Source organism: Paenibacillus sp. J22FR21, from assembly GCF_056269135.1.
In genome coordinates this window covers 137,878-164,265 of sequence record NZ_JBWDNJ010000012.1, presented here as the reverse complement: position 1 = coordinate 164,265, position 26,388 = coordinate 137,878, and the positions used below count along the sequence as shown (strand labels likewise).

The 26,388-nt window shown below is 42.6% G+C and carries 25 protein-coding genes and 1 pseudogene; 22 read left to right on the top strand and 4 right to left on the bottom strand.

The window, feature by feature from the left end; translation table 11 throughout:
* Positions 1-314 precede the first annotated feature (314 nt).
* The 3 genes from AC0YNS_RS29440 to AC0YNS_RS29430 all read left to right on the top strand — a co-directional run bounded on the left by AC0YNS_RS29440 (position 315) and on the right by AC0YNS_RS29430 (position 2,372).
* On the top strand, positions 315-665 hold the full coding sequence (locus AC0YNS_RS29440) for a hypothetical protein (protein ID WP_475784480.1): 351 nt from the start codon (positions 315-317) through the stop codon (positions 663-665).
* Between the two features lie 20 nt (positions 666-685).
* Entirely contained in the window at positions 686-1,546 is an 861-nt protein-coding gene (locus AC0YNS_RS29435; protein WP_475784479.1) for a C1q-like domain-containing protein, read from the top strand.
* A gap of 457 nt (positions 1,547-2,003) precedes the next feature.
* Complete coding sequence (locus AC0YNS_RS29430; RefSeq protein WP_475784478.1) at positions 2,004-2,372, top strand: hypothetical protein; 369 nt, start codon at positions 2,004-2,006, stop codon at positions 2,370-2,372.
* Between the two features lie 146 nt (positions 2,373-2,518).
* On the opposite strand, the pseudogene AC0YNS_RS29425 reads toward AC0YNS_RS29430, so the two are convergent.
* Positions 2,519-3,324 (bottom strand): annotated as a pseudogene (locus AC0YNS_RS29425) (IS110 family RNA-guided transposase); the annotation flags it as partial.
* Positions 3,325-3,753: 429 nt separating this feature from the next.
* Positions 3,754-4,671, bottom strand: a complete 918-nt coding sequence (locus AC0YNS_RS29420) for a helix-turn-helix transcriptional regulator (protein WP_475784477.1) — start codon at positions 4,669-4,671, stop codon at positions 3,754-3,756.
* A 223-nt stretch (positions 4,672-4,894) separates the two neighbouring features.
* Between AC0YNS_RS29420 and AC0YNS_RS29415 the strand changes: the two genes are divergently transcribed.
* The 10 genes from AC0YNS_RS29415 (at position 4,895) to AC0YNS_RS29370 (ending at position 13,515) form a co-directional block, all read left to right on the top strand.
* Positions 4,895-5,851 (top strand): sigma-70 family RNA polymerase sigma factor, encoded by a 957-nt coding sequence (locus tag AC0YNS_RS29415; RefSeq protein ID WP_475784476.1) that lies wholly within the window; start codon positions 4,895-4,897, stop codon positions 5,849-5,851.
* A 66-nt stretch (positions 5,852-5,917) separates the two neighbouring features.
* Positions 5,918-6,343, top strand: a complete 426-nt coding sequence (locus AC0YNS_RS29410) for an SRPBCC family protein (RefSeq protein WP_475784475.1) — start codon at positions 5,918-5,920, stop codon at positions 6,341-6,343.
* On the top strand, positions 6,337-7,062 hold the full coding sequence (locus AC0YNS_RS29405) for a DUF2711 family protein (protein ID WP_475784500.1): 726 nt from the start codon (positions 6,337-6,339) through the stop codon (positions 7,060-7,062). The genes AC0YNS_RS29410 and AC0YNS_RS29405 overlap by 7 nt, the downstream gene beginning before the upstream one ends.
* Before the next feature lie 151 nt (positions 7,063-7,213).
* On the top strand, positions 7,214-7,513 hold the full coding sequence (locus tag AC0YNS_RS29400; protein WP_475784474.1) for a hypothetical protein: 300 nt from the start codon (positions 7,214-7,216) through the stop codon (positions 7,511-7,513).
* 160 nt (positions 7,514-7,673) lie between these two features.
* A complete protein-coding gene (locus AC0YNS_RS29395) occupies positions 7,674-8,396 on the top strand; it encodes a nucleotidyltransferase domain-containing protein (protein WP_475784473.1) in 723 nt (240 codons plus the stop codon).
* A gap of 734 nt (positions 8,397-9,130) precedes the next feature.
* Positions 9,131-9,640 (top strand): DinB family protein, encoded by a 510-nt coding sequence (locus AC0YNS_RS29390; RefSeq protein ID WP_475784472.1) that lies wholly within the window; start codon positions 9,131-9,133, stop codon positions 9,638-9,640.
* Positions 9,641-9,917: 277 nt separating this feature from the next.
* Complete coding sequence (locus AC0YNS_RS29385; RefSeq protein WP_475784471.1) at positions 9,918-10,406, top strand: P-loop NTPase family protein; 489 nt, start codon at positions 9,918-9,920, stop codon at positions 10,404-10,406.
* 176 nt (positions 10,407-10,582) lie between these two features.
* A complete protein-coding gene (msrA, locus tag AC0YNS_RS29380) occupies positions 10,583-11,182 on the top strand; it encodes a peptide-methionine (S)-S-oxide reductase MsrA (protein WP_475784470.1) in 600 nt (199 codons plus the stop codon).
* Positions 11,183-11,705: 523 nt separating this feature from the next.
* Complete coding sequence (locus AC0YNS_RS29375; RefSeq protein ID WP_475784469.1) at positions 11,706-12,590, top strand: NAD(P)-dependent oxidoreductase; 885 nt, start codon at positions 11,706-11,708, stop codon at positions 12,588-12,590.
* Between the two features lie 172 nt (positions 12,591-12,762).
* Positions 12,763-13,515, top strand: a complete 753-nt coding sequence (locus AC0YNS_RS29370) for an SDR family NAD(P)-dependent oxidoreductase (RefSeq protein WP_475784468.1) — start codon at positions 12,763-12,765, stop codon at positions 13,513-13,515.
* A gap of 283 nt (positions 13,516-13,798) precedes the next feature.
* Here the strand turns inward: AC0YNS_RS29370 and AC0YNS_RS29365 are convergent, their stop codons facing one another.
* The gene (locus AC0YNS_RS29365) at positions 13,799-15,061 is read right to left on the bottom strand and encodes a carboxylate--amine ligase (protein ID WP_475784467.1); all 1,263 of its coding nucleotides are present in this window, start codon (positions 15,059-15,061) and stop codon (positions 13,799-13,801) included.
* A 589-nt stretch (positions 15,062-15,650) separates the two neighbouring features.
* On the opposite strand from AC0YNS_RS29365, the gene AC0YNS_RS29360 reads away from it, so the two are divergent.
* From AC0YNS_RS29360 to AC0YNS_RS29350, 3 genes are all read left to right on the top strand, one after another.
* Positions 15,651-16,673: a sialidase family protein gene (locus tag AC0YNS_RS29360; RefSeq protein ID WP_475784466.1), complete on the top strand. Its 1,023-nt coding sequence runs from the start codon at positions 15,651-15,653 to the stop codon at positions 16,671-16,673.
* 97 nt (positions 16,674-16,770) lie between these two features.
* Positions 16,771-17,226 (top strand): hypothetical protein, encoded by a 456-nt coding sequence (locus AC0YNS_RS29355; RefSeq protein WP_475784465.1) that lies wholly within the window; start codon positions 16,771-16,773, stop codon positions 17,224-17,226.
* Between the two features lie 182 nt (positions 17,227-17,408).
* Positions 17,409-18,584: a copper amine oxidase N-terminal domain-containing protein gene (locus AC0YNS_RS29350; protein WP_475784464.1), complete on the top strand. Its 1,176-nt coding sequence runs from the start codon at positions 17,409-17,411 to the stop codon at positions 18,582-18,584.
* Positions 18,585-18,745: 161 nt separating this feature from the next.
* Here AC0YNS_RS29350 and AC0YNS_RS29345 read toward each other — a convergent pair whose 3' ends face one another.
* A complete protein-coding gene (locus AC0YNS_RS29345; protein WP_475784463.1) occupies positions 18,746-18,934 on the bottom strand; it encodes a glycine zipper domain-containing protein in 189 nt (62 codons plus the stop codon).
* Positions 18,935-19,287: 353 nt separating this feature from the next.
* Between AC0YNS_RS29345 and AC0YNS_RS29340 the strand changes: the two genes are divergently transcribed.
* The 6 genes from AC0YNS_RS29340 to AC0YNS_RS29315 all read left to right on the top strand — a co-directional run bounded on the left by AC0YNS_RS29340 (position 19,288) and on the right by AC0YNS_RS29315 (position 26,362).
* Positions 19,288-19,875 (top strand): DJ-1/PfpI family protein, encoded by a 588-nt coding sequence (locus AC0YNS_RS29340; protein ID WP_475784462.1) that lies wholly within the window; start codon positions 19,288-19,290, stop codon positions 19,873-19,875.
* A 474-nt stretch (positions 19,876-20,349) separates the two neighbouring features.
* Positions 20,350-20,976 (top strand): hypothetical protein, encoded by a 627-nt coding sequence (locus AC0YNS_RS29335; RefSeq protein WP_475784461.1) that lies wholly within the window; start codon positions 20,350-20,352, stop codon positions 20,974-20,976.
* A 409-nt stretch (positions 20,977-21,385) separates the two neighbouring features.
* The gene (locus tag AC0YNS_RS29330) at positions 21,386-22,384 is read left to right on the top strand and encodes a LacI family DNA-binding transcriptional regulator (protein WP_475784460.1); all 999 of its coding nucleotides are present in this window, start codon (positions 21,386-21,388) and stop codon (positions 22,382-22,384) included.
* Between the two features lie 408 nt (positions 22,385-22,792).
* A complete protein-coding gene (locus tag AC0YNS_RS29325) occupies positions 22,793-24,103 on the top strand; it encodes a sugar ABC transporter substrate-binding protein (RefSeq protein ID WP_475784459.1) in 1,311 nt (436 codons plus the stop codon).
* 82 nt (positions 24,104-24,185) lie between these two features.
* Positions 24,186-25,520 (top strand): carbohydrate ABC transporter permease, encoded by a 1,335-nt coding sequence (locus AC0YNS_RS29320; protein ID WP_475784499.1) that lies wholly within the window; start codon positions 24,186-24,188, stop codon positions 25,518-25,520.
* Positions 25,520-26,362, top strand: coding sequence for a sugar ABC transporter permease (locus AC0YNS_RS29315; RefSeq protein WP_475784498.1), 843 nt, complete (start codon positions 25,520-25,522; stop codon positions 26,360-26,362). Before AC0YNS_RS29320 ends, AC0YNS_RS29315 begins: the two co-directional genes overlap by 1 nt.
* Positions 26,363-26,388 lie beyond the last annotated feature (26 nt).

Below are 26,388 nucleotides of genomic sequence, written 5' to 3'. Positions count from 1 at the left end.
TCCTAAATCAAACATATCAGTTCTTATTTCAACCTCGCATTGTAGTTGCAACCGCAGGGAACTCGTATAATAACCCCTCTTTTACTCATACCCGGATTGATTTTATCTATAATTGAAATTTATCGTCGAATATTTCTATGAAATCCAAGTTGGAGTGCTTATATTCGTGATCAAAGCCATCGAATAGGATGAACTGATCATCTTGAGTCTTTTTTCCTGGCAATGAGTCCAAGCTATAGAATGAGTTATTCATATGATATCTATTATGTACTTTCATAAAAAGGGGAAATGTAACGTAAAGAGGGGATGAATGAATGGTATTATCATCAACTGGTCCATTTTCAAATGAACCTGCAGATGGGATGAGACCAACTCAACAAGTTAAGATAATAGTGGATAACCGTGATCCCGTTAATTATTCTATCGTTCTACTAGAGGGTTATGCTTTATTCAGTACCTGGTCATTGTATGTACAGGAATTGTTCTCCATTCAACCTGATGCAGTTGTTACAAAAAATTATCCAGTAAATTATGACGCATTCCAATTCGTTTTTACATCAAGTGGTCCAGCAGCAGATAGTACTGAAATCTCTTTTTGGGGAAAAGATTTATCCGGACAGTTAGTAGCAGCCCATCGTCTTGTATCAAATGAACTTCAAGTCTAACGTGAAGAAGGGAAGAATAAATGGCATTATTATCAACCGGTCCAATTTTAAACGAACCTGCAGTTGGGATAAGACCAACTCAAAAAGTCACGATAAAAGTGGATAATCGCGACCCTGATAATTATTCTATCGTTCTACTAGAGGGTTATGTTTTAAACGGTACAAGGTCATTGTATGTACAGGAATTGTTCTCCATCCAACCTGATGCAGTTATTACAAAAAATTATCCAGCTAATGTTAACACATTCCAATTTGTTTTTACAACAAGTGGTCCAGCAGCAAATGACACTGAAATTTCTTTCTGGGGAAAAGATTTATCCGGACAATTAGTAACCGCCCATCGGCTTGTATCAGATGAACTTTTGGGATCAGGAACTGGGCCTCAGGGGGCTACTGGGGCTACTGGGGCTACTGGGGCTACTGGATCTACTGGATCTACTGGATCTACTGGATCTACTGGGGCTAGTGTGGTGCCGATTAATTTTCGTGCAGAAAAAAATGTTAGTCAGCAGGTTTTTGCTAGTACTCCTCTTGTAGTATCATACGGGAATATTATTTTTAATCAGGGTGGTGGTTATTCTTCAGTTACTAATAGGTTCACTTCTCCGATAGCTGGTGTTTATCTATTCACTGCAAGTGTAGGAATTGGTCTAGATGATGTACCATCATATATACCCGTTAGTTTCAGAAAGAACCTTAGTCCTATTGCTACTGTTACTCAGCATATAAGTGCTATAAGTGGTGCAGCACAATTTAATTTATCGACTATTTGCAATTTAGTAGTTGGAGATCAAGTAGATATTACTCTATCAAGTGATCAAAGTGGAACTTTAATTGTAGATAATAATGCGATATTTTTTGCTGGATCGATACTGTCGTAATAACTGCTTGAAATATCGGACCATATTACCTCAACAAACCTAATACTTATTTTCACGAAAGAGCAACGCAAAAATGAAAGGGGGAGCGACTATTAAGGTCGCTTCCCCTTTCATTCATTTTATTCTTGGTTCCTAACTCTTTCCGGAATACGGGTCATCTGTATGACGATAACGTGGAATCTTTGATGACGGTTCATTATCACCATGTAGCATTTAGAGAGAATCCGAAATTTCGCTTTACCTTATGGATATAGATATGTATATCAGAAAAAGAACAAGATATTTGGTTCGATGACAATGCTTTGGTCGATTAAGCTAAACCAGTTAATATCTTGTCAACATTTTTCATTAGAAGCTCGAAAAATTACTGCTATACTAGAATCTGAGCAAGACAAAGAACCCTCCGAAAGTACGTTGGAAGGTTTTTCTTGTATTGGTTACTTTATAGGAGACTGACATGAATAATTCGAAGCGTCATTTATGGATAGAAGCTGAAATATGGCCAGTGGAATCATGGGATTGTAACGATGCAAATACAGATGTTATTGTTGTTTATCCGGATCGCTCCAAATGGATTGCAAGCCTTTTTACATACAAAAATATCGAGTCGTTAAGGAAAAAGAACATACAAACCGGTGAATGTATGAATGGTTTGTATTTTTGGTCCAGTGATATGGTGATAATTGACGTTATCAGCAGGCAGAGAATTGAACAACTTATTGACTATCTGATCAAAAACGATGAATTTCAATCAGTCTTTAACCGGTACCCTGATGTAGATACAGAAGAAGACGAGAACTATCCAAATGGCTTTTTCTGTAGCTAAATGATTGAACTAAAACCAGCTAATATCTTGTCAACATTTTTCTCTTAATATTAGACTCTGACCGAGGTATACTGAAAAATAGGTGCACTAAAGAACCTTCTTCGCACATGCTGGAAGGTTTTTCTATTTGATTATAAATGTGGTAACTAAGCTAAGTCGACAAACCGTTCTTGCTTAACAAGTAGAGCGAAAATCCAGTGAATAAGCTTATTAACACAAGCGATGAGGGCAACACGATAAGGCTTTCCAGCTTCGCGTTTCTTGTCATAAAACTCTCGCAGTTTCTTGCTCCCGGTCTTTCTAAGACCGCATAATACGGCGAGATATAAGGCATGACGCAGCTTCCTTGATCCACGTTTTGTAATCCGATTTGTTGTTGCTGTAAACTTACCCGAAGAGTAAACACTAGGATCAATTCCTGCGAAAGCAACCAGTTTCTTTGCGTGATTAAACCGATTGATTTCCCCGATCTCAGACAGAATCGTTGCAGCGATTTTGCTACCAATACCGGGGATCTATTGGATAATCTGATAAGCTTCAACTTCTTCAGCAAGGGCATCGATCTGACTTTGTAGGTGGGAAAGGTGCTCTTGGTACTGAATGAGTATCTCAATGAACATATTCAAGCTGATGAGATGGCTGCTAAAGCTTACTTTAAGAAACGGATTGTTTGCTGCAGCCGCCATAATACTGCTAGCTTTGTCACTGGCCCAGCATTCAGAACGACTGGGACAGAGGCAAGTAATAGCGTGAGAAACAGTTGATTCGCCGGCTGCTTGAAAAGCCGCAGGAGTCGTAAACTGCTTTAGCAGCAGCAAAGAAATTTGGAGTAAAGGTCACCAAAGATACCTCTATATTCAGGGAAAACCTGATCTAAGACTGCTTGGAACTGTAGCTTTATCTGCACATACATTTGCGTTAGAGATTCAAACTGCCGTGTTAAATGGCGAAGATACTGGCTGACCTCATAATACGACGGGAAACGGCGATAAACTCCACACTCTTTATCTCCGAGTAAAGATTTGGAATGTCGCACCGAATTTATCCGTTACCAAACCGTAAGCCAAGCTAAAGAAGAATAGCTCTCGGAATCCGAGTCCCACGGGATGGAACATTCGATCCCCGGCTACCACTATAATTTCCGCTTTTGAAAGAAAGCCAGCAACGAAATCATATGAAACAGAGGTAGCTTAGGCGTCTTCTGTTCAATCCGAAAATACTTCCAAGCATGTTTATCGATTTTTTTAAGCTCCCAATTTCTCAGTCTAGTCTGTTCTTCATAAAAAAAAGAATGATCTAACAACTATATCACTTCCCTTTAAAATAAATGGTGATCGATTGAACGGTTTTATTATAAAAAAAGAAGTATGACAGCATAGTGTCACACTTCTTCATAGCGATTTAACATTTTCCCAATTTTATCTTTTATCTTTTGCCTGAGTGATTGAGGTTCAAGTACAACTGCGTCCTCGCCAAAACTGAGCAATTTCTCAATTAGCCAATCCGTGTCAATTGCCTTAACAATTGTTAACAAAAGAGAACCGTCTTCATTAAACTGCTTCTCATCCAAATAAAATTCATCCAACACAGTTGCAAGCGAACCAGCAGTGAAATGAATGACGGCATATTCGGTTTGCTCTTGATTCTTGCCGCCGCCGGATAAAATATCCTCGGTGTGGATATTATGATGCCGCTCGAACAATTCCGGTAAGACAGCAAGCTTCGACATTCTCGTTAATTTGAACACCCGATAATCGTCCCTGGAGCGGCAGTAGCCATACAAATACCAGGCGTCGTATTTTAGCAGAAGACTGACAGGCTCGACTATGCGATCCTGACGTTCGTCCTTGGCATTCATATAATGAAAGTGGACAAGCTGGCGGGCATTAATGGCAGAGTGCAGAGTACGGAGATGGGAAGTATAGGATCTCCAACTGCCGAGATCCATCGTCAGGCTCGGCGCTCTGCTATTCTCAGTCTGAACGGTCTTCAGCCGTTGTATCGTATCATGTGCCCGCACATCTTCAAATACGGTTGTCGTGGACTTGAGTAAGGTGATTAAGGAGGCAATATCGTCGGAGCTAAGTAGGCTTTTATCCATCTTGTATTCCTTCATGATTCCATACCCGCCGTGTACGCCTTGGTAGGAGACAACAGGAATGCCCGCCGCACAGATCGCCTCAATGTCCCTGTAAATTGTTCTTTGCGAAACACCGTACTTGCACGACAATTCAGATGCAGACACCACATCATTATTAAGCAGCATATAGATAATTGATATCAATCTCTCCAACTTCAAGGAAGTCACCACCTTTAGTATTGCACTGTTATGATAGTAGTGTACATTGATAGGTTCGGCAAGAAATTCTTATTTAACAAACTGGATTTAACTAAAGGAATGCTTAGGTTGCCGTTTTCTCAACTAACGACAGACGGCGTAGCCGTATCGCCTTGTGGCTGCCGGGTGGTTCGAATATGATGGATGGAGGACGTTTCAAGTAGATCGACCTTAGGAGGCGAAGATGAACGAAGCCGCTTTTGATATGAAGTTATTTGAGAGCTACAAGCCGGGGTTAACCTCGTATTGTTATCGAATGTTGGGATCCATTGATGATGCAGACGATGCTGTACAGGAAACCTATATTCGGGCTTGGCAGAGCTGGGATCTATTCAGACAGGACTCATCCATTAAAACATGGATCTACCGCATAGCGTCGAACTTATGCCTGGACAAGCTGAGACAAGCGAAGCGCCGTACGCTTCCCGTTGACCTGTCCGACCCGGCGGTCAAGATTGTCGAACCGAACGAAACGCTGCCAGATTCGTCCTGGATTTGGCCCTCACCTGAATTCGGAGAAAATCCGGAAGATGCTCTCGTTCGCAAGGATACCCTTCAGTTCTGCTTTATCGCACTCTTGCAAACCTTGCCGCCTCGTCAACGCGCGGTTCTTATTCTGAGGGATGTCTTTGAATGGTCTTCGAAACAAATTGCGGAAACGTTGGGAATGTCGCCGGCAGCGGCGAACAGCGCCCTGCAACGAGCCAGGGAGACGATGGACCGAACGCGGCTTCGGTCCGACGAATTTAGCAAGATGGATGTCAATCCTGACCAAAATCTTCTCTCGCGGTATGTGGAAGCGTTTGAGCAATTCGATATCCAAGCGCTTGTGTCGTTGTTCCATGAGGAAGGTTGTATGTCCATGCCGCCTTTCGCCATGTGGATAAGCGGGCAAGAAGATTTGTCCGCGTTTTTTGCGCTTACGCGCTGGCATTGCGAGGGCTCCAAATTTTTGCCAACTACAGTGAATGGTGGTTATCCCGCTCTGGCGCAGTATGTGCCAGGTAAGGAGGCATCCGTCCTGGTGCCTTGGGGCATTCACGTGATTGAAGAGAAAGATAATCGGATCTTCCATGTTCAAAATTTCATAAATGCAAAATTATTTTCTCGATTAGGGCTTCCGGAACAAATAGACCGATGAATTCGGAGATTGGCATTCGTCTATATTAGTGAGAAACAAAATTCCCGTAAAGAGGTGTCCTTCACAATGGAAACAAGCAATCCAACGAAAGTAACCGTAGAGACCGTCGTTCAAGCCCCTGTAGCAAAAGTATGGAGCTATTGGACCGAGCCTGACCACATTACGAAGTGGAATCAACCTTCCGAGGAATGGCATGCGCCAAGAGCGGAGAACGACTTGCGGGCCGGAGGCGAATTCCTGACAAGGTTGGAAGCGAAGGATGGCAGCATGGGTTTTGATTTTAGCGGAATTTACGACGAAGTGAAGCTGCATGAGACGATTGCCTACACATTGGGAGACGGACGGAAAGTGGATATTGCGTTCGTCGATCAAGGCGAGTCCACTAAGGTCGTTGAAATCTTCGACCCCGAGAGCACTCACCCCGTTGAATTCCAACAGGCGGGTTGGCAAGCGATTATGGATAGTTTCAAACGTTATACGGAAGCATCATAAGAATAATCGAGGCGCCTATTAAGGCGCCTTTTTCAACATATAGAATAGAGACGATAAATCAAAACTCTGAAGCAGCTGGCCAGAATGATCGGCTGCAAGCTGCAATATTACTAAATCCGTTTATTCAAATGCCAAAAGGATGGACAGACGAAAAACAAAAAAGCGAATATGAGCATGTTTATCCAGAATTAGAGGAGTCCCTGCATCTTGGAAAACCAAAGCCCTGGAGAGAGGTCATGCAAGATACGGGGATACTTTCTTATGAAGAGCTTGCTGTTGCTCTCAAGACATCTATCTCAGCATTAAATAAAGAATTTGCTCGCCCGGATTTAGCAACGCAATTAAATAACAATCTATCCACAGACCTTTATTATCCTCGCGAAGACAAAATATCCGAATTTTTCATATCGGATATTCTCGATATCTTAAGTTCTAATGGAGCAGATTCTTTTATTTACTCAGATCCAATTCTCGATCAGTCTGGTGAATTACAAATTCTAAATGTCACCGAACTGCAAATGTGTGAACTGGCACCCACCGAGATTGTAATAACAGACGAAAGTAAGGATTTTGCATTTTTAAGTGTTTATGACTCGTTTATTACCTTGTTTCTCTCTAAGGAAAAGAATATTGAAAAGATCATCGAGAAAAAGGGATGGGAATCGGTAATATGCGGACCAGAAACCTGCATCAGTTGGTATTTTGGCAAAATTGTTTGAACTAACAGGTATTATTGCTCAACAGAAAACGACGGCAGCTGGTTAAGATATCGGCTGCTGTTTTTCATGGAAGTAACGGGCAGTTTAGCGCAACTTCCAAGTATTTGAATCGTATAAGGTTACGGTCACTCGAGTTTAAGGAGGAGATTCGTTGAAGGTTATACTTGAATTGCTTCGTATAATTGTTATAGTCATACTTCTTGAAGGATTTTTGGGTTATTTAATTAGAAAAGTATACTCAGAAATAGGCATAAACATTGATGAATATGGCTGGACTGTAATATTGGGAGTTTTCATTTTGATTTTCATTTTATATAGAAATAAAATGCAATTCAGTGGATGGTATAAAGGAAAGGGAAGAGAAAAACTCTCAAGAGGGGCAACCCAACTTCTACTTTTAGTATCTATTTTAATAATTTTACTCCCTGCATTTCGTAGCTTATTGAACTAACTGGGAACGATAGTTCAATTACATACCTATGAGGAAGCTGCCTGCACGATAGGCGGCTTCATTACGTTAACGGGCAGATTTGCGTAAGGAGCAGGCATTGCCTTTGAAAGATCGAAGACATAAGGAAACGATGGCGTAATTAAATTAGGTGGTGCTAGTAGTGATCAGTGAGAATGCAGCCTGGGAAATAGCGAGGGAGTTTGCATTTGAAGCCTCTAATATATTAAATGACCAGCTAAAAGCCGTTGTTGTCGTTGGTTCATTAGCGGGTGGGAATTATAGACCAGGGAAAAGTGATATTGACACGGTAGTAATTGTAGAAGCCGATTGTTCGGAAGTACAGAAAATGCTCATTAAAAGAACAGCTGCATTGTTTGGCATTAAGTATGGCATTCCCAAAGAGTTTGGAGCGGTATTTATTGAGGAGCAAGAGCTTCTGCCTCCATATGATCCTACCAGGGAGTTAGTTCCTGAAATACTACGCCTAATAAAACAGGGGATTAATATTTTAGGTGATTTCGACCTAAAGGGTATTACTGAACCGAGTGATGAGGACTTTAAGGCATATGCTCGTAGTTTTTATCCGTGGTTAAGAACCAATTTTATTGATTTACGTCCTGAAGAAGCAAGAACAATTGATGCAACTATTAACACCCTTGTATATGAGCTTAGATTATTTATTTGGGAAGTTCATAAAGAATATTTGTTTGGCAAACAGGATGTCCTTAGAAAATTCCTTGAAACACATACAAATCTCTATGGGATTGAAAACGTGCAAAAGTATATTAATGGAAATGAATACAATCTTACGATAGAAGTTGTAGAAAAGGTTTTAGTGGATGTATCAATGTACGTTCGATCAAAGATATCATGGTTACGTTAACTGGGAAACAACTATGATGAAGCTACTGGTACGATGGGTGGCTTCATTACGTTAACTGGCTGGTTTATATTTCAACAGCACGAATATAATCAAGAACCATACAAGCGTAAAGGGGAAATAAACATGTTCGAGGCTTGTGGCTGCAATATTACCTCAGACCAAATGAATTTGTGGATGGACACGTTTTTTCCAAAGCAAGAACCTTTCTATATTGATGGCAATAATGATCTCCTGGACCAGCTCAACTCATTGGGCTTTCAGGTGGACGCGGGCAAATATTCAAGTTCGATTGGGTCGAGTGATTAAATTGAGAAGTGGCTCAATATTGAACAGTTCTTTGTCTTCTTGATGAAAGAAGGCTTAACCAAAGCTGAAGAAATATCTCAGTTGTCGCACTGCGGACGTCTCAGACCCCATGATGTTCTCATTTGGGAGGATTCAAAAGGAGCCGCTATTCACGCTGCATATGCTGTAACGGATCGATTTGTGTTTAACAAAATGGGACAGTTTTGGTTTCAGCCGTGGCAATATGTCAGCATTGAACAAGTTCTTGACTACGCCGGATGCCTTACTAATGGGGGACAAATCCATATATACCGTTAAGCTGTCGGGGAACGATACTTGAACGGCTACCAAAACACTTCAAACTAATGTATTAATCTAGGCAGGGCAACAATATGCTTCTAAAGTTATGAAGAGCTATAATTTCTATCTCCATAGAGAGGTGACTACACATGAACCAAAGACCGACAGAAGAAGAATACGCCGGGGACTCCGGCGAGTATATCCGGTTGGTGCCGGAAGGCAACATCATCGACATTCTGCTTGCCCAGGAAAAGCAAATGACCGAGCTGCTAGCATCTTTGTCCGAAAGCCAAGGCGCGTATCGGTATGCGGAAGGGAAATGGACTCTGAAGGAAGTCGTGGGCCACATCGCGGACGCGGAACGCGTCATGACCTACCGCCTGCTCCGGTTCGCAAGAGGGGACCAGACGCCACTGCCCGGATTCGACCAGGAAGTATTCATGCCTCCTTTCGGAAGCTGGACAATCGCGCAATCGGCCGAAGACTATCGGGCGGTAAGGCAATCGACGATCACACTGTTGCGCGGGTTACCGGTGGAGGCGTGGTCCCGTAAGGGCACTGCCAACGACGTAAACATTACGGCGCGCGCCCTCGCGTACGGCATCGCAGGACACGAACTTCATCACATGGGGGTCATCCGAAATCGTTACTTGAGATAATCGTCCGGAAGATCAGGACGGAAGCTTGCGCGGACAACGCGGCTTCCGTCCTTACTATGACCCGCCCTTCCCGCTCGGTTTGGACAGTTCTCAACTGACATACATTGTTAAGCTAACTGGGAACGATAGCGCTACAAGGAATAGGCTGCCGAATCGATTCGGCAGCCTATTCCCTAACGGGCAGTTTTCTACGGTATAACACACTTTAAAGGGAATCCCATCGGTAATGCCGAAAAATAATATGTCCCATAATCGTAGTAACAGGGAGCCCAGGTAAATGAAAAAGATACTTATCATTGGAATTGTAGCTAGTGGTAAGACGACATTGGCAAAACGCTTATCAAAGAAAATAAATATACCTTGGTATGAACTCGATGCTATAGTCCATCATCAAACGCCAAAAGGGCGATATAAGCGTACAACAGAAGAACAAATTGCTGTGTTAAAGGAAATAGATAAAAATGGTGCCTGGATATTTGAAGGAACAGATAGAGCATCTTATCAATGTTTATATCAGATGGCAGATAAAATTATATTTCTCGATACTCCATTGTGGAAACGCAGGATTAGGATTCTAACCCGATTCCTTAAGCAAAGACTAGGTATCGAAGAGTGTCATTATAAGCCAGACTTTTTGATGTTAAAGATGATGTATAGATGGACATTGGATTTTGAACAAAACAGAAACAGTTTTGAAGCAAAGTTAAAACTATACAATGAGAAAATTATCAGATTAAGAAATAACAATAAACTGGACTTTATGTGAGACTAAACTAACGGGTACGATAGCACAAACATGAAGGCAGCCGGACATGATTGCACCACTATGCAAACAAACTTCATGACTCTCTGATCCGGTAAGTCCGGACGCAGCAATTGTACGGCTTAGTTGAACAATAAAACAACAGGTTTGAGTCACGCATACCGCGGGTATAATGGTTGATGATTTCACGATGCCGATCGTTTATCGCGACGACATGGAGAGCGAGGGCTTCGGCAAATATCTCGATCTGGTTGAGGAGGTTTAACATGCATCAGCGCGCTGTACTCGCTGGGGGATGCTTCTGGGGAATGCAAGACTTGATCCGCAAGCTTCCGGGCGTCGTCTCGACTCGCGTCGGCTATACTGGCGGTGACATTCCGAACGCGACCTATCGCAACCATGGCACTCATGCGGAGGGGATCGAAATCGTCTTCGATACAGCGGAGACGAGCTACCGTCGCATCCTGGAGTATTTTTTTCAAATCCACGATCCTACAACACGGAACCGTCAGGGCAACGATATCGGCACAAGCTACCGTTCGGCGATCTACTATGCGAGCGACGAGCAGAGAAAGATGGCGGAAGAGACGATCGCCGACGTGAACGCGTCGGATCTGTGGCCGGGCAAGGTCGTCACCGAAGTGACGCCTGTCGGCGACTTCTGGGAAGCAGAGCCGGAGCACCAGGACTATCTGGAGCGCTATCCGAGCGGTTACACCTGCCACTTCCCTCGCCATAACTGGGTCCTTCCCAGGCGAGAGGCCGATGGCAATTCCTAGTCACAACAGTTGTCGGACAACAAGAACATATATACAACGAAAGCCGCTTAAATTGCGGCTTTTATATTTTTTTCGGATGACAAGATCATATATGTTTAAAAGCCGCGTGGTTGCGGCTTTTTTCTTTTTAACGATATATGTTCTTGTCAAAAGTCAGTGACAAGAACATATATCGTTAGCCGAATTTGGACAAGAACTTGTATTGTTACCCGCAGTTGAAAATATCTCTCAATGCAACAGCCTGCTCAACTAACGGATACGTTAGCGGAATAGGCAAGAATAAACGTCAGCCGACCAGTAATGATTGGTTGCCTTTGTTCCGCTAACGGGAGGATTGTTTAATCGCTTCTCGAATACCTCATTCGTAGTGAATTCACGACATTTGTAAATGATTTTATACGAAAGACTCTTAAGGAGAAACGAAATGACAAATTACTTTCATAAGCACATCAGACAGAAATGATAAAATAAAGAAAACTAAGGGACGTTTTAATATTCTCTAATTTAAAGGAGCGCACTTTTGATGCTTAAAAAAGATAATACTGTAATTGGTTTTATTGGTACTGGCGTAATGGGTAAAAGCATGGCCAGTCATTTGTTGAAGGCAGGATATCCTGTAATCGTTTATAATCGGACAAAAGGTCGGTCAGATGAACTGGTCACTCAAGGCGCAGTTTGGAATGATACTGTAGCGGAGGTAGCTTCCCAAGCAAATGTTGTTATTACTATGGTGGGATATCCTAAAGATGTGGAAGAAATCTATTTTGGACAAGACGGAATCATATCTAATGCAAAAGCAGGCACATATGTAATAGATATGACAACATCTACACCATCATTGGCGAGAAGAATTTATATGGAATCGAAAAATAATGGAATTTACGCAGTTGACGCACCGGTTTCCGGCGGTGATATTGGTGCAAGAGAAGCCAGATTAGCGATCATGGTTGGTGGAGACGCTTCTGCTTTCGAAGCACTGCTTCCGATTTTTCAAATAATCGGCAAGAATATCCAATTACAAGGCGATTCAGGCGCCGGACAACATACAAAGATGTGCAACCAAATTGCAATAGCATCCAATATGATTGGTGTCTGTGAAGCGATTGTATATGCTGAAAAAGCAGGACTTGATCCTGCTACCGTATTGAAAAGCATAGAAACCGGAGCAGCCGGGAGCTGGTCATTAAGTAATCTGGGACCGCGAATGATCAACGGGAACTTCGAGCCCGGCTTTTATGTTAAACACTTCATCAAAGATATGGGGATTGCTCTTGATGCTGCCAAAGAAATGGGATTAGTAACACCCGGGCTTGAATTAGCCAAATCATTATATGATGAGCTTGCGAGCAAAGGAGAAGAGAACAGCGGCACTCAAGCATTGTACAAGCTTTTGGCGGGAGAGGTTTAATATTGCAAGTACTATATTTCTGTCGGTTGACAAGAACATTGTCCGATTGCCGACAAGCGACCGGTTGGTCTGTACCTTGTTGAGCTAGGCAGAATAGTTTAAGAGCGCAAGCAGGGTCAGATGTAACTATATGGTATTATTGGAGATTGGTCGTCAGGGGAGGGGCACATCTGTGCAGAATTTATTCGGGAAGGTTGCACTTGTAACAGGGGCTAGTTCGGGAATCGGCCGAGCTACTGCGGAATTAATGGCATCAAGAGGCGCTAAGGTTGCTATCCATTATCGCGATAACATAAAAGGGGCCACGGAAGTGCTTATGGCTATTCGAGAATCGGGTGGCGATTGTATTGCTGTTCAAGCCGATGTAACCCAAAAAGATCAAGTAGAGAAAATGGTTCAAGAGGTTGTTTCCATTTATGGGGCCGTAGAGATACTGGTAAATAACGCCGGAGGGGGCATCAAGAAGAGCACATTCTTGGATATGACGGAACAACTATGGGAGGAGACCTATGCGTTAAACGTTAAAAGCATCCTTTTTTGTTCCCAGGCAGCATTAAATCATATGATCCCGCGAAAATCAGGCAAAATAATAAATCTATCTTCAGCAGCGGCCCGTCTTGGAGGCGCAGGCGAAAGTATCCATTACGCCTCAGCGAAAGGGGCCGTAAATACCTTGACGGTCGGTATGTCCAGAGAACTTATCGAATATGGGATTATCGTTAACGGGGTAGCCCCCGGAATGGTTGATACGCCATTTCATGAAAAATTTGCTCCCGATGAGAATCGTCTTGAACGGCTAGTCGCTTCAGTTCCTCTTCAACGCGCTGCAACTCCTGTGGAAATTGCGGAAGTGATCTGTTTCCTTGCTTCGGATGCGGCGAATTATGTGTTGGGGGAGACCATCACTGTCAGCGGAGGAAGATAAATATAGATATGGAATTTTTTATGTATTCTGTAGAGCGAACAAAATGAGCAGGTGAAATTGAAAAAGGTTTCCATGATGGACCCATATACTGTTTGAAATTGAGCTAACGGAGAACGTTAGTTCAACGAATCATGGAGCGGTTTGCCGGTGGCAGCTGCTCCATTTTTCATTAAACGGGCAGTATAGCTTCATGTTTATTTAAGTAAATGCAATACTACCGTAATAGAAAGTGGCACAAACACGATGGTAGCCGTTTAGAAACGATCGGGTGCCTTTATTCTATTTATTCGTCTTGCAAATTTGCAAATGAGGCGTGTTCTTTATCGAAATAATAGCGTCGATAGTTGCTGACGTGACCGAAAAAATAGCGAGTGACGCTGATAAATCGCTTCACATTCAGATCTTTCTTGTACCAAATCGAACGAATCACATTCTTCTGTTTATAATGCTGATCGATCTCAGCCGATAACGCCGGATCGGTGATGTAACGCCTTAATACCATTTTCGGAACATTCGTCCACAGCGCAGAAGCTTGTCCGTACACGCAATCGGTTTCTTTGCCGTAAACGACTTGGTCCACGAGCGCTGCAATCATGTTCAAACCTGCTGCCCGGACAAACAAACTACTTCTACCTAATCGCGGGTTGATTTCAAACATCATGTATTTGCCCGTCCTGTTGTCGAACTTCATGTCGATATTGGAAAAACCGACATAACCGATGTTTTCCAAGAATGCCTTGATTTTGGCATAAATATCCTTATCGAAGCGGCTAATAATAGCGGCATAGTTACCGAGTGTTTTCGGCGCATACTCTTCGAGTACGGGCTGGCCGAGACACATCATTTTAACGTTCCCATTATCATCGGAGTAGCTGTTGATTACACGCATCGCACTGTCGCCGCCGGGGATAAACTCTTGGATGATCAATTTCCCGTTATAATCGGATCTATTCATATTGCGAATCATTGCTAAATAGTCTTCTCGCTTGTCAAAAAAGAAGACCTTCTTCTTACCTTCAAAGTGACAATGAAGGTATTCATAAGCATTGCTATTCTCGGGCTTTACTACGATCGGAAATTGAAAATCCATGCGCTCTAACGCGTTTTCACGCTCGTTCGGTTCGCAAACGACTGTCTTAGGGTAGTCTAAACCGAATCGTTCGCACAAGGCATAGAACTTGTCTTTGGTATCGAGCGTTTCCAGCAACTTGTCCGATAAGAAGTGATTCGCAATCAGACCTTTGAACTTGTCATAATGTCGCGATAACATACCCGCATAATAATCTGAACAAGGAATAACGATCAATTTCTTATTTGGTTCAGCATGCTTCTCCAAGATGGACAACAAAGCGTTGGGGAATACGTCCTCTTGGTCGAAGTGGTCGATTTGGACGAGTTCGAACAAATTGCTGTGCATGGTTGGAATCAACAGCCGCGTACAGAGTAGGAGCGGTTTTACCTTGTAGGTTTCGTGGATAAGTCTGACATTACCGTAGGCGTTCTCATCGCTGCCAAGTATGATGGGTAGAAAATTGGGCTGGTTCATAAGTTCTCCTCGTTTAACAAATTCTTGGTTCATTGTTCTTATTATAGCTTAATTGAGTCTAAACGTCTGAGAAGGTCAGACGAAAAGGATTTCCCAATTTACTTGCGGGAGGTTACGCTAGTGGGAGATATCATCAAGGGGCAGGAGGTTGTCAATGGCAACAAGGGTTTCAATTCTTTTAAAAGAAGAAGGACACGAACTAGAGGTTTGGGAAGGTGCAGGTTCGGAGTTCCAACATTATGTCAACGACCATCGGATAACGGTTCGTACGGTATCGTAATAGATCGTGGAAATGAAACGACCGATGGTGAGATTAAGGCGTTTTTCACGTTACTCTATCATTTCATCCGAAAGCATTTCCCCGTATTTGTATTTCGAGAAAGTGAGATATTATCCATTCGTTCGTATATTAGCGATTGGTTCAATGAAACAAAGACTTTTATTCATGAAGAAGAAAGAGGATATCGAGTGAAGTTTTCACACTAAAAAGCCGTCCGAAAACGATCCGCTTGCAAATATCGCAGATAAGATGGGATCTCCGTGAAATAAGGAGCATTACAATATAACTATGATGGAGTGTGAGTAGAACGTGGAGAAACTGAAACTGATAAGTACCGAGAAGGAATATATTTTTGGCGAAGGGCAGCCTTTTCAAAGCAGCCATGCCTCGACGGTTGCAGTACTGCCGAATGGTAATGTGGTTGCAGCATGGTTTGCCGGCAAGCACGAGAAATCCAGCGATGTGGCAATTTGGATGTCCACACGTATTGGAGGTAGCTGGGCAGTTCCGTATAAGGCGGCAGATGAGGAGGGGATTGCCCATTGGAACCCTGTATTATTTGTTCAGGGAGACACTTTAGTTTTGTTCTATAAGGTCGGCCATGAAATCACGGATTGGTATACGCGAGTCACCTATTCTGAAGATGCCGGGCGAACTTGGACGGAGCCGCGCGAATTAGTTCCAGGGGATGTTGGGGGGCGTGGGCCTGTGAGAAATAAACCAATTGCATTGAAGGATGGAACGATATTGGCCCCGTCATCGGTGGAGCGGCACGATCCTTCTGCTGCAGGAAAACAGATCTGGGAAGCATTTGTTGATATATCGCGTGACAATGGGCTAACTTGGACAAAGAGCGAGCTTGTGCCCATGAATTTAGATAAATATGTAGGCGCAAACCATTGGTTCGCAAAAGGTCTCATTCAGCCAACCCTATGGTCTTCAGGCGGAGAACGAGTGCATATGCTTCTTCGCAGCACGGAAGGCATGATATTCCGCAGCGACTCGCGTGATAATGGGCAGACTTGGTGCCAAGCATACCCAACCTCGCTACCGAATAACAATAGCGGAGTTGATGTGACCTTGATGGACAATGGCAAGTTAGCACTTATTTTTAATCCGGTTACGGGATATGCAACGGATAGCCCTCGTACACCGCTAGTGGTTCGATTTTCGAGCGATAACGGCCTTACTTGGGGCGACGAGGTAATGTTAGAGAACGAACCGGGTGAATACTCCTATCCGGCAATAGTATCCAAAGATAATGAACTATATCTTACCTATACGTGGAAGCGGGATCGGATCTCATTTTGGAAAATGACGTTAGATGAATGAATAGACGAGAGGTTACAAATTGTCCACGGCCTATTTGCTAAATTTGGTCATTAGTAACGGGCGGGCAGAATTCATCAACAAATAGGAGGCATGGTTAATGAAGCCTATTAAACTCCTTTTCGTGTTTATCAGTGTTATAACAGGTATTTTCTCATTTACAGAAGGAGCAATGGCTACTAGCTATCCAAGTGCTGTTGCTTGGAATAATTACTTATACGGACTCTCCACAGAGGAAGTTGATAGTAAAGACATTGGCAATCAGATTGGAAGAATCGAGCGTCTAAGGACACCTATGCCAAGGAAGAACGGAGAATCTAATGACAAGCCCGTCGGAAGCCTGTTGTTTGAAATTAATGAGGTAGATACACATGATGTAATCGCAGTTAAAGTAGATGATAAATATTACAAGGCATCCCCAAATGGACCACTTCCTGTTACAACCAAGGATAACATTGCAGTAAGCACGGTTGTAACACTGTCAGTTATCAGTTTCTTGGGTGTATTTTTAACATGGATCATCATATGGAGAAGAAAAAGAAGACGTATTGGTTAGTACATTCCGTTAACGGGACACGAGTATTGTGAACTATGGTATAGGGTTGAGGGATAGAATGGAAAACGCGGCAGCCGGCATGGCTGCCGTTTTCTTAACTAATGGGCAGTACGTAACATTCCTCCCGTTCACCCCGTCTAACTTTATAAGAACCGGAGGGTAGAGTAGAAGGAGACATGCATATGAAAATGGATTGGAAATCATTCGGATTGAAAACAGGATTGACATTATTGCTACTGCTCGGGACACAGGCCGTTGGTCCGTTGAAATTGCCGAATACGACGGCAGCCGCCGCAAATGAAGTTTACGTACCGACGTATTCATGGGGGATTGACATGGCTAGTAAAGGCGATTTTATCATTGAGCAGGGAAGAATCATGGTTCCGGTCCGCGATGCATCGTCGAGGTTTCAGATGGGCTTGTATACGAACCCTAAAACAAAGACGGTGACATTGCTTAGTTACGACCACAAAATAACCTTTCAAACGGGTAGTAAAACCGCTATTGTGAATGGAAAGAAAGTGCAACTGGACGCTGCACCGAAAATAATGAAGGGACGCACCTATGTTCCGTTCCGTTTCTTTGCTCAAGCGTTCGGCTATACATTCGGCAAGAGAGATACCGCCTACTACATTAGCTTCAAGAACCTTTACATCAAAGGCCAACTCGGCAACGAAACCTATTGGATGAACAAAACCGACGGCGTACTGTATTATTCCAACGAAACAATCCCACCGAAACGGATCGGGAAGCTTGATATGAAAATTCTAGACTTGGGGGGACTTTACGTCGAAAAAGTCGGACAGAATTCGCTGATGTTTACAATAAGCGACACTTACGGAGAACCTCATCTGCACGACGTCATTTATAAAGCGCTGCTGCAGAAAAATCGTTTAATCGTTGAAACGAAAACCGACTATTACGGGTTCCAACCTCATAACAACGTTAAGGTCGATCAAGGGTATCTTGTTATGATCGACGGACATGTCGCCAAGCTGGTCGACCCGAACACGGGTAAAGTGGCGAAATCCTACGATCTGGCGACATTAACCGGCGGAAAATCGGAGAACAGGTATGTGCTTGAGTACATTTCGGACGATATCTTGCTAATTAGGTCTTACAATAACTCCCTGTTAACGATGGTAAATCTCGAGTCGAAGGAGACGACCTTACTCTACAAGGAACTGCTGACGAAGGAATGGCAGAAGATCCTCGAAGACTGGTCGCAAAGCGATGCCGATTATCCGGGAGACCAACTCCGGTTCGTTAAACGTTGGCAGAATGTCTTCGTATTTGAATTTACGGATCGTTTTAACGGCGGCAAAAAGACGACTTATGAATACACTATGAAAAAATAGGACGTTATGTCCTTTGCGCTAGCGGTTTACTATCGAAATTGAAATAGTTGCGTTCAACTAATGGGCACGATAGCTTAATAATTTGGGAAGTTCATAAAGAATATTTGTTTGGCAAACAGGATGTCCTTAGAAAATTGACAGTACGGGCTTCTAACGAACGATTACATTGACAAAACTGAGTAATATTGAAACCGATTCTTTTTTATTCTAAATCCACCGAATACTACGCTAAACGCTATTCCAAGACCGATACCAACAGAGATATTATCCATTGCCACGCCAATGGCTACACCAAGGGCGATTCCTAATGCAAGCGCCATTGCGGGTTTCATCTTGTTCTTCCTATTCATAATTCCACTACCTCCATAATTGCTGATTTTATTAAATACGTCCATCTAAACGGGACCGGATGCCTGAAAATAATCAGTAAATCAATGGTGCCGGCACATGTCGGCACCATTGATTTCAATCTTTAACAGGAAACTGACGAGGTTGCCACGAATATGGTGACCGTTGAAGTAACGGGAGACGTTAGCTGAATAAACAAGGAGCAGTTTGCCGGCGGCATCTGCTCCTTGTTTTGTTGAAGTAACGGGTAGAATTGCGTGGTATAGTGTTAAAGTACATAAGAATATACTAGGAGTCCATGTATAGCATCTGCCTCAACTGATAGACTTCAAGAAAAACGTTGAGGTGATTACTTATGAAAAACATAGCTATTTTATTATTTGACGACATTACTTTACTTGATTTTGCTGGTCCTTTTGAAGTTTTTAGTGAAGCTAAGCGAAATAATGATATCAATATATTTACTGTGGCAGAAGAATTAAAGCCTATAACTAGCAATGGAAACCTAAGCATTATTCCCAACTACTGTTTTTCCAACTGTCCAAAGCTCGACATCTTATTAATTCCCGGTGGTATAGGAACAAGGAGAGAGATGGACAATAATCGTTTATTAGAGTGGATCAAAGGCATGCATAATGAAGTTGAACAACTATTATCGGTATGTTCTGGTGCTTTGTTATTAGCTAAAGCCGATCTCCTTGAAGGACTTAAGGTAACAACGCATCATAACGTATTTGACGTTTTAGAGAATATTGTACCATTGTCAACAACAGTTGAAAGAAATAAGCGGTATATTGATAATGGGAAAATCATAATTTCCGCTGGAGTATGTGCAGGTATCGACATGTCATTATATGTAGTTGAGAAGATCTATGGACGGAATAGGGCACTAGAAACAGCACGCAATATGGAATACAGCTGGAATGAAACTACTGTTAATTAAATTAATGTGCGTTACGCCGACGTGAACGTTATCTTTGAGGTATTCGTGAATTGAATTCAACTATCCTGCCCGTTAACGTAACGAAGGCTACCGAATCAAAATGTCGGTAGCCTTCGTTGTTGTTTATTGTTGCCAGCAGGTGAGTACCGGGTTGTGAAACGTATACGTCTTGGCACAGATGCGGAAAGCCCGCAAATTGATTTGGTGAGCGATCCCTTTACGTTGCAATAGTCAAGGCTAGTTCTTGAAGTTGGTTGTGCAGTAGAAATGGCTGAGGCGTTTCAATAGCTCAATATAGCATGATGGCAGCAGGATTGATTATCGGCTGCTGTTTTTCATTGAAGTAACGGGCAGGATAGCATGGTAAAACCTTAATATAGAGGGGAATTCATATCATCTAGCGAATATAATTTAAGTTTAAGCTTGCCGAAGTAACTAAGCGGCAGAAGTAGTTGAAATTTTGAGGTGGAAAGAGTGCTCAAAAATCAAGTTATTTATTGGATAGGTGGCTCCTCCTGTGCGGGTAAAAGCACATTAGCAAAAATGTATGCAGAAAAGTATGGATTGGAGCTATATTCATGTGATGAACATTTTGATAGACATTTGCAGGATGTTTCAACTAATGAGTACCCAGCGATGCATAAAGTTTCTACGATGAACCCTAATGAAGCTTTCTATACAAGGAAAGTCCAGGAACAGTTAAGTGTATATATACAAGCTTTTGTTGAGGACTTTTCGTTTGTTATAAAAGACCTTGCGAAGAATAGCGATAGACCTGTTGTTGTTGAAGGCAATCAATTATTACCTTCGCTTGTATCAGCACATTTATATGAACATCATAAGGCCATCTGGATTATTCCGACAGAGCAATTTCAGAAAGCACAATATTCCAAAAGGGAATGGATACAAGGTATATTGCAAAGCACTGAAAATCCCACTGTAGCTTTTAACAATTGGATGTTTAGGGATGCATTATTTTCAGAGTTAGTCCAAAAAAATGCATTTGATTTACAGTTAAATGTAATAGAAGTAGATGGCAGTAAAACTCTACAGGAGAACTTTAGAATTATTGAAAATCTCTTCGGTGGAACTCATACATGATTGAACTATCTGGAGACGTTTTTGGGGCTCAGTCTTAACGGGGAACGATAGTTTGAACGCAGCATGGAGCAGTTTGCCAACGGTAGTTGCTCCTTTTTTCGATCCGAAAATGTTAGGAATGCAAACAGACAGATAACTAAAAAATTATCGATAAATTTTCGATAATTTTTGACAGTATTATAGACTCTTGTTATAATGGCGGCAGGGGAGAAATCGCTACAGGGTAATATTCATGAAGTTTTGGTGTATTCCTCCATATGATATAATACGAATAATAGGCCTAAGGACATGCTGAAAGAACTTAGTTAAGCAACTGAGAGTAGCTTTTGGCTTTTGTTATAGTGATATTGAAAATTCTGTTTAATGTTGTGAAATCATGACTTCAAGGAGAAAGAGAAGTGCTGCTACTGTGGCTAAAATCAAAGAAATTGCAGAGAAAATGAACATATCAGTAAGCACGGTATATAAAGCTTTAAGCGACGCAGAGGACGTAAATCCGGAAACGAAAAAGAAAATATTGAAAACGGCGATTAACATGGGCTATGTAGCCAAGCGGAAAGGAGATAATCACAAACGGATTTGCGTCTTCATCGACCAGCCGGAGGATAATCATGTGCAGTATTTCGATTATGAGGTCATGATGGCTTTCAAGCGTAATGCGATTCATAGCGGGCATGAAGTATCTATAATGTCACTGGATTATACGCTGAATCATTCGAAATCCTTCGATGAATTGATGAATGAATATCAATTCGACGGTGCCGTCATATTAGGTTTAAGCAATTTCAATCCTTATTTCGAACAGTTGAAAACGACAAGCCATCCTGTGGTCATTCTAGATAACTTTCTGGAAAACCAAATGGTTGCCAGCGTATGCTGCGACAACATGAAAGGCATGAAACTGGCGATCGATCATCTGGTTGATCTGGGCCACACTCGCATCGGTTTTATTAACGGTCAGAATGATGCCTATGTATGCAAGGAAAGGCTGGGGGGGTATATCAGCAGTATCGCGTTACGCGGAATTGCATATGACCCTGAACTTGTATGCAATGGGAACTTTACGGAGGAATCGGCGGCTCCCTTAGCACGTCATTTAGTCAGTATGGGCGTGACAGCGATTATGTGCTGCAACGACATGCTCGCTATCGGTGCGATTAAGGAATTAAAGGGGATGGGCCTTAACGTTCCGCGAGACATCAGCGTAGTCGGATTTGATGATATCAAATTATCAAGCTACATCACGCCGAAATTGACCACGATTCATACGGATCTCGGTAATATGGGAGAGAAGCTCTTTATTGTTTTGGAGCTGCTAATGAAAGACAACCGACTGGATATGTCGTTGCAGCCTTCGTACCTGGTGGTTAGGGAATCTACGGCAACCGTTAATAGCAAAGTTGAATAGCTGGATAGCCGGAGCGGCTAGCTATTCCCTTATGATGACAGAAACGGACATGATATCGCGCCAACTTTTCTGCCGAACGGGTTCGGCGGATTTTTTTTCATGTGAATAGTGATGAAATTTACAGCAGCACAATGAAGGATGAGACACCTGAAAGTCCAGGCGTCTGATCCTTTCATTGTGCTTTTTTTTCGCAATGGATGCGAACATAAAACTCAATTATTTATCGATAATTTATCGATAAATAATTGACAATATTATAGAGGGTTGTTATGATGGACCAAGATTCAAATCGATCACTGCGATGATCCATTTTATGGACAAGGAGGTGTGCAGAGTTAGCCGGTATCCGTTGTTTTCGTGAAAATGATCAGGTGGGTTGAATGAAAAAATCGATATTTGGAGGTTAACATGAAAAAGATATCAAGTCTCATTCTTGCGATGATTGTTATGCTTACTTTGGCGGCTTGTGGCAATGGCAATAATGAAAGTGCTTCCAAAAACAATGGCGGCACATCTGCCAGCGAGCCGGCATCGGCCGCCGATCAGTCGGCGGAGAATGAAAAAAGCTTGAAACCAGAGGAAGGCGCAACGATTCGGTGGTGGGGAAATAAAGAAGATTTGGAATGGATGAAATTCGTAGGGGATGCATTTACAAAACAATATGGTGTGGCAATTGAATATACAGATCAATCTACGGTTGATGCGTTTCAAAAACTTCAGACTGATGGGCCAGCCGGGTTGGGACCGGATTTATTTACCTCCGCCCATAACAACACAGGAACGCTAGCAGCATCAGGTGTACTTATGGAAAATTATTTTACTGATGAGTATAAAGAAATGTTTGTTAAGGAAGCGATAGACGGCACTTCCTATAAGGACATTCTTTATGGCTATCCGTTAAGTATTGAGACTTATGCGCTGTTATACAATAAAGACTTGGTCAAGGAAGTTCCTACGACGATGGATGAATTGATTGAACAATCAAAGTCTTTCACGGATGCGAAGCAAAATAAATTCGGTTTTATGATGCAAGCGGATGACTTCTATTATGTCCATGCCTTCCTTGCGGGTTATGGTGGTTATGTGTTTGGCAGTAACAATACAGACCCAACCGACCTATCGGGATTGAATAGTGAAGGTGCGATAAAGGCCGGCAACTTGCTGCAACGCATACACAAAGAAATATTGCCATTAAGCGTAGAGGACATGACGTTTGATATTATCACTTCCATGTTCAATGAAGGTAAGCTGATGTTTCGGATTGGTGCTCCACCGGACTTAAAGAGCATTCGAGAAGCGGGTGTGGATTTCGGAATCGTACCATTCCCTCTGCTTGAAACAGGTGAGCATCCGAAGAGCTTCTCCAATGTAAAATCCATTTATCAGAGCGCCTATAGCAAATATCCGGATGCTGCTTCTCTTCTGGCGCAGTTTGCCACATCGGAGGAGATGCTGCGTAAGCGTTTTGAAATGGTTGGTCAGATCCCCGCTTTAAAGAGCCTATGGGAGAGCGATGCAATCAAAAACGATCCTAACGTAGCGCCATTCATGGAGCAGGTGAAATATTCCGTTCCGATGCCGAACATTCCTGCGAACAATTCGATGTGGGTGCCGATGCAGCAAGCGTATAATCTCATTTGGAATAAGAATGCAGATCCCAAGACGGCGTTGGATCAGGCGGTTGCCAATCTTAAGGACTCCCTTGCAGCTGCGAAATAAAGGAAGCGTGCGCGAACTACTGTATGTAGTTGTACAGTAGTTCGTAATCTACACGGGAAGGTGATTTACGAACTTGCAACCAATGGAGGCTATAGAAACAGGAACAGCAAAACATCGTGTAAATGTAGTCAGGGGAACAATTCTCTCTACTCTATTCATGGGTTTGGGTCAAATTTATAATCGTCAATATGTAAAGGGAATCGGTTTTTTTCTACTTGAGATTTATTTCATCCTAATAATGAGTCACCCTATTATAAAAGGCATCATAGGCGTGATAACGCTTGGAGAGCAGCCGCAGGTTAGAAGCAGAGGGCGTATTGTTACAATCGGGGATCATTCCATCTTTCTTCTCATTTCCGGGATCATTTGTATCATTACACTTGCTCTGTTCTTATTCGTGTACTATTTGAATATTCGGGACGCGCATGCAGTTGGTAAACGGCGAGAGGCTGGCATGCACGTCAATTCTTTCAAAGAGATGGTTCAGAACATCAGGGAAAAAGGATTTCCATACATGTTGCTGATTCCTTCCATTGTTTTTACGGCATTTTTAACGATATTGCCCTTACTGTTCGGAGTTCTGATCGCGTTTACGAATTATTCCGGTCCCGATCATCTTCCTCCCAAAAACCTTGTGAGCTGGACTGGGCTGGATACCTTTAAAGATCTGATTACGTTGAAATCATGGAGCCAAACCTTTTATGGCGTATTTGCATGGACGATTGTATGGGCGGTCATTTCAACCGTGACAACGTTCGGTGTTGGATTGCTATATGCTCTAATGATTAACTATCGAAAAGTAAGATTCAAAAAACTTTGGCGGGGCATTCTGATTCTTCCGTGGGCAATTCCAACGTTCATCTCGTTGCTTATTTTCCGTAATATCTTCAACGGAGCATTCGGTCCATTGAACCAATATCTTAAGATGTTGTCTATCAGTCCAATTCCTTGGCTTTCCGACCCCATATGGACGAAAACGGCAATCATCATTACTAATATTTGGATTGGTTTTCCGTTCTGGCTCATTCTCATGTCGGGCGTGTTGACGGGAATTGACAAGGAACTCTATGAAGCTGCGGAAATAGATGGAGCATCTACGCTAAACAAGTTTAAGTCCATTACGTTGCCGCTTGTCATGTTTTCAACGCTGCCTCTGCTCATCATGTCTTTCGCCGGAAATATTAATAATTTCAATATCATTTACCTGCTTAATACGGGTGGTCCGGTAGACAGTAAGTATAGCTACGCAGGCTCAACTGACATTTTGATCAGTTGGATCTACAAATTGACCTTAGACAATAGCAAGTTTAATGTAGCTTCAGCTGTTTCTATTATTGTTTTCATAATAATTGCAGCACTCTCGATTTGGAATTTCCGAAGAACGAAAGTCTTTAAGGAAGAGGATATGCTGTCATGATGACGAGAAAAACGTCGCTTATGGAAGTCGTAACACTGTCGGCCATTTACATTGTTTTATCCATTACCGTCGTACTGGTTGTTTACCCTGTCGCTTGGATTATCTCCGGTTCCTTGAATCCCGGTGACAGCTTATATGCTAGCACGTTCATTCCAAAGAGGATTACATTGGAGCACTTTAGACACTTGTTTACGGAAACGCCGTATTGGCTCTGGTTCAAGAACACATTGATGATTGCCTTCTTCAATATGATTTTGTCTACGGTGCTGATTGTGACCGCCGCCTACGCATTTTCGAGGTTTCGGTTTCCCGGCCGCCGTTACGGCTTAATGACGATGCTTGTGCTTCAAATATTTCCTAGCTTTATGGGCATGATCGCCATCTACATTCTGCTGCTGCAGATCAATTTATTGGACAATCTGTGGGGATTGATTCTCGTGTATGCCGGCGGCTCTATTCCGTTCAACGCCTGGCTGGTAAAAGGGTATTTTGACGGCTTGCCCCGCAGTTTGGAGGAAGCAGCCAAGATAGACGGGGCATCAAACACGAAAGTGTTTACTAAAATCATGCTGCCGATGTCGGTGCCGATTCTCGTATTCGTTGCGGTCAGTAATTTCATTGGTCCTTGGATGGATTTTATATTTGCAAGACTTGTCATACGCTCGCCCGAGAACAAGACACTCGCAATTGGTCTGTTTGAATTGATTAGCGATCGCTCGAATACGGAGTTTACTACATTTGCTGCCGGAGCCGTGCTCGTTGCCGTTCCTATCACCATCATTTTCTTGCTGCTTCAGAAGTACATGGTGGAAGGCTTGAAGGCAGGAGCTAATAAAGGGTAATTAATAACTTAGCAAAGGAAGTTGTA

What these genes read in the sequence shown, in the direction of transcription:
- AC0YNS_RS29440 (WP_475784480.1), top strand. Translation starts at nt 315, where the DNA reads ATGGTATTATCATCAACTGGTCCATTTTCAAATGAACCTGCAGATGGG.
- AC0YNS_RS29435 (WP_475784479.1), top strand. Translation starts at nt 686, where the DNA reads ATGGCATTATTATCAACCGGTCCAATTTTAAACGAACCTGCAGTTGGG.
- AC0YNS_RS29430 (WP_475784478.1), top strand. Translation starts at nt 2,004, where the DNA reads ATGAATAATTCGAAGCGTCATTTATGGATAGAAGCTGAAATATGGCCA.
- AC0YNS_RS29415 (WP_475784476.1), top strand. Translation starts at nt 4,895, where the DNA reads ATGAACGAAGCCGCTTTTGATATGAAGTTATTTGAGAGCTACAAGCCG.
- AC0YNS_RS29410 (WP_475784475.1), top strand. Translation starts at nt 5,918, where the DNA reads ATGGAAACAAGCAATCCAACGAAAGTAACCGTAGAGACCGTCGTTCAA.
- AC0YNS_RS29390 (WP_475784472.1), top strand. Translation starts at nt 9,131, where the DNA reads ATGAACCAAAGACCGACAGAAGAAGAATACGCCGGGGACTCCGGCGAG.
- AC0YNS_RS29385 (WP_475784471.1), top strand. Translation starts at nt 9,918, where the DNA reads ATGAAAAAGATACTTATCATTGGAATTGTAGCTAGTGGTAAGACGACA.
- msrA (WP_475784470.1), top strand. Translation starts at nt 10,583, where the DNA reads ATGATTTCACGATGCCGATCGTTTATCGCGACGACATGGAGAGCGAGG.
- AC0YNS_RS29375 (WP_475784469.1), top strand. Translation starts at nt 11,706, where the DNA reads ATGCTTAAAAAAGATAATACTGTAATTGGTTTTATTGGTACTGGCGTA.
- AC0YNS_RS29365 (WP_475784467.1), bottom strand. Translation starts at nt 15,061, where the DNA reads ATGAACCAGCCCAATTTTCTACCCATCATACTTGGCAGCGATGAGAAC.
- AC0YNS_RS29355 (WP_475784465.1), top strand. Translation starts at nt 16,771, where the DNA reads ATGAAGCCTATTAAACTCCTTTTCGTGTTTATCAGTGTTATAACAGGT.
- AC0YNS_RS29350 (WP_475784464.1), top strand. Translation starts at nt 17,409, where the DNA reads ATGAAAATGGATTGGAAATCATTCGGATTGAAAACAGGATTGACATTA.
- AC0YNS_RS29345 (WP_475784463.1), bottom strand. Translation starts at nt 18,934, where the DNA reads ATGAATAGGAAGAACAAGATGAAACCCGCAATGGCGCTTGCATTAGGA.
- AC0YNS_RS29340 (WP_475784462.1), top strand. Translation starts at nt 19,288, where the DNA reads ATGAAAAACATAGCTATTTTATTATTTGACGACATTACTTTACTTGAT.
- AC0YNS_RS29325 (WP_475784459.1), top strand. Translation starts at nt 22,793, where the DNA reads ATGAAAAAGATATCAAGTCTCATTCTTGCGATGATTGTTATGCTTACT.
- AC0YNS_RS29320 (WP_475784499.1), top strand. Translation starts at nt 24,186, where the DNA reads ATGGAGGCTATAGAAACAGGAACAGCAAAACATCGTGTAAATGTAGTC.
- AC0YNS_RS29315 (WP_475784498.1), top strand. Translation starts at nt 25,520, where the DNA reads ATGACGAGAAAAACGTCGCTTATGGAAGTCGTAACACTGTCGGCCATT.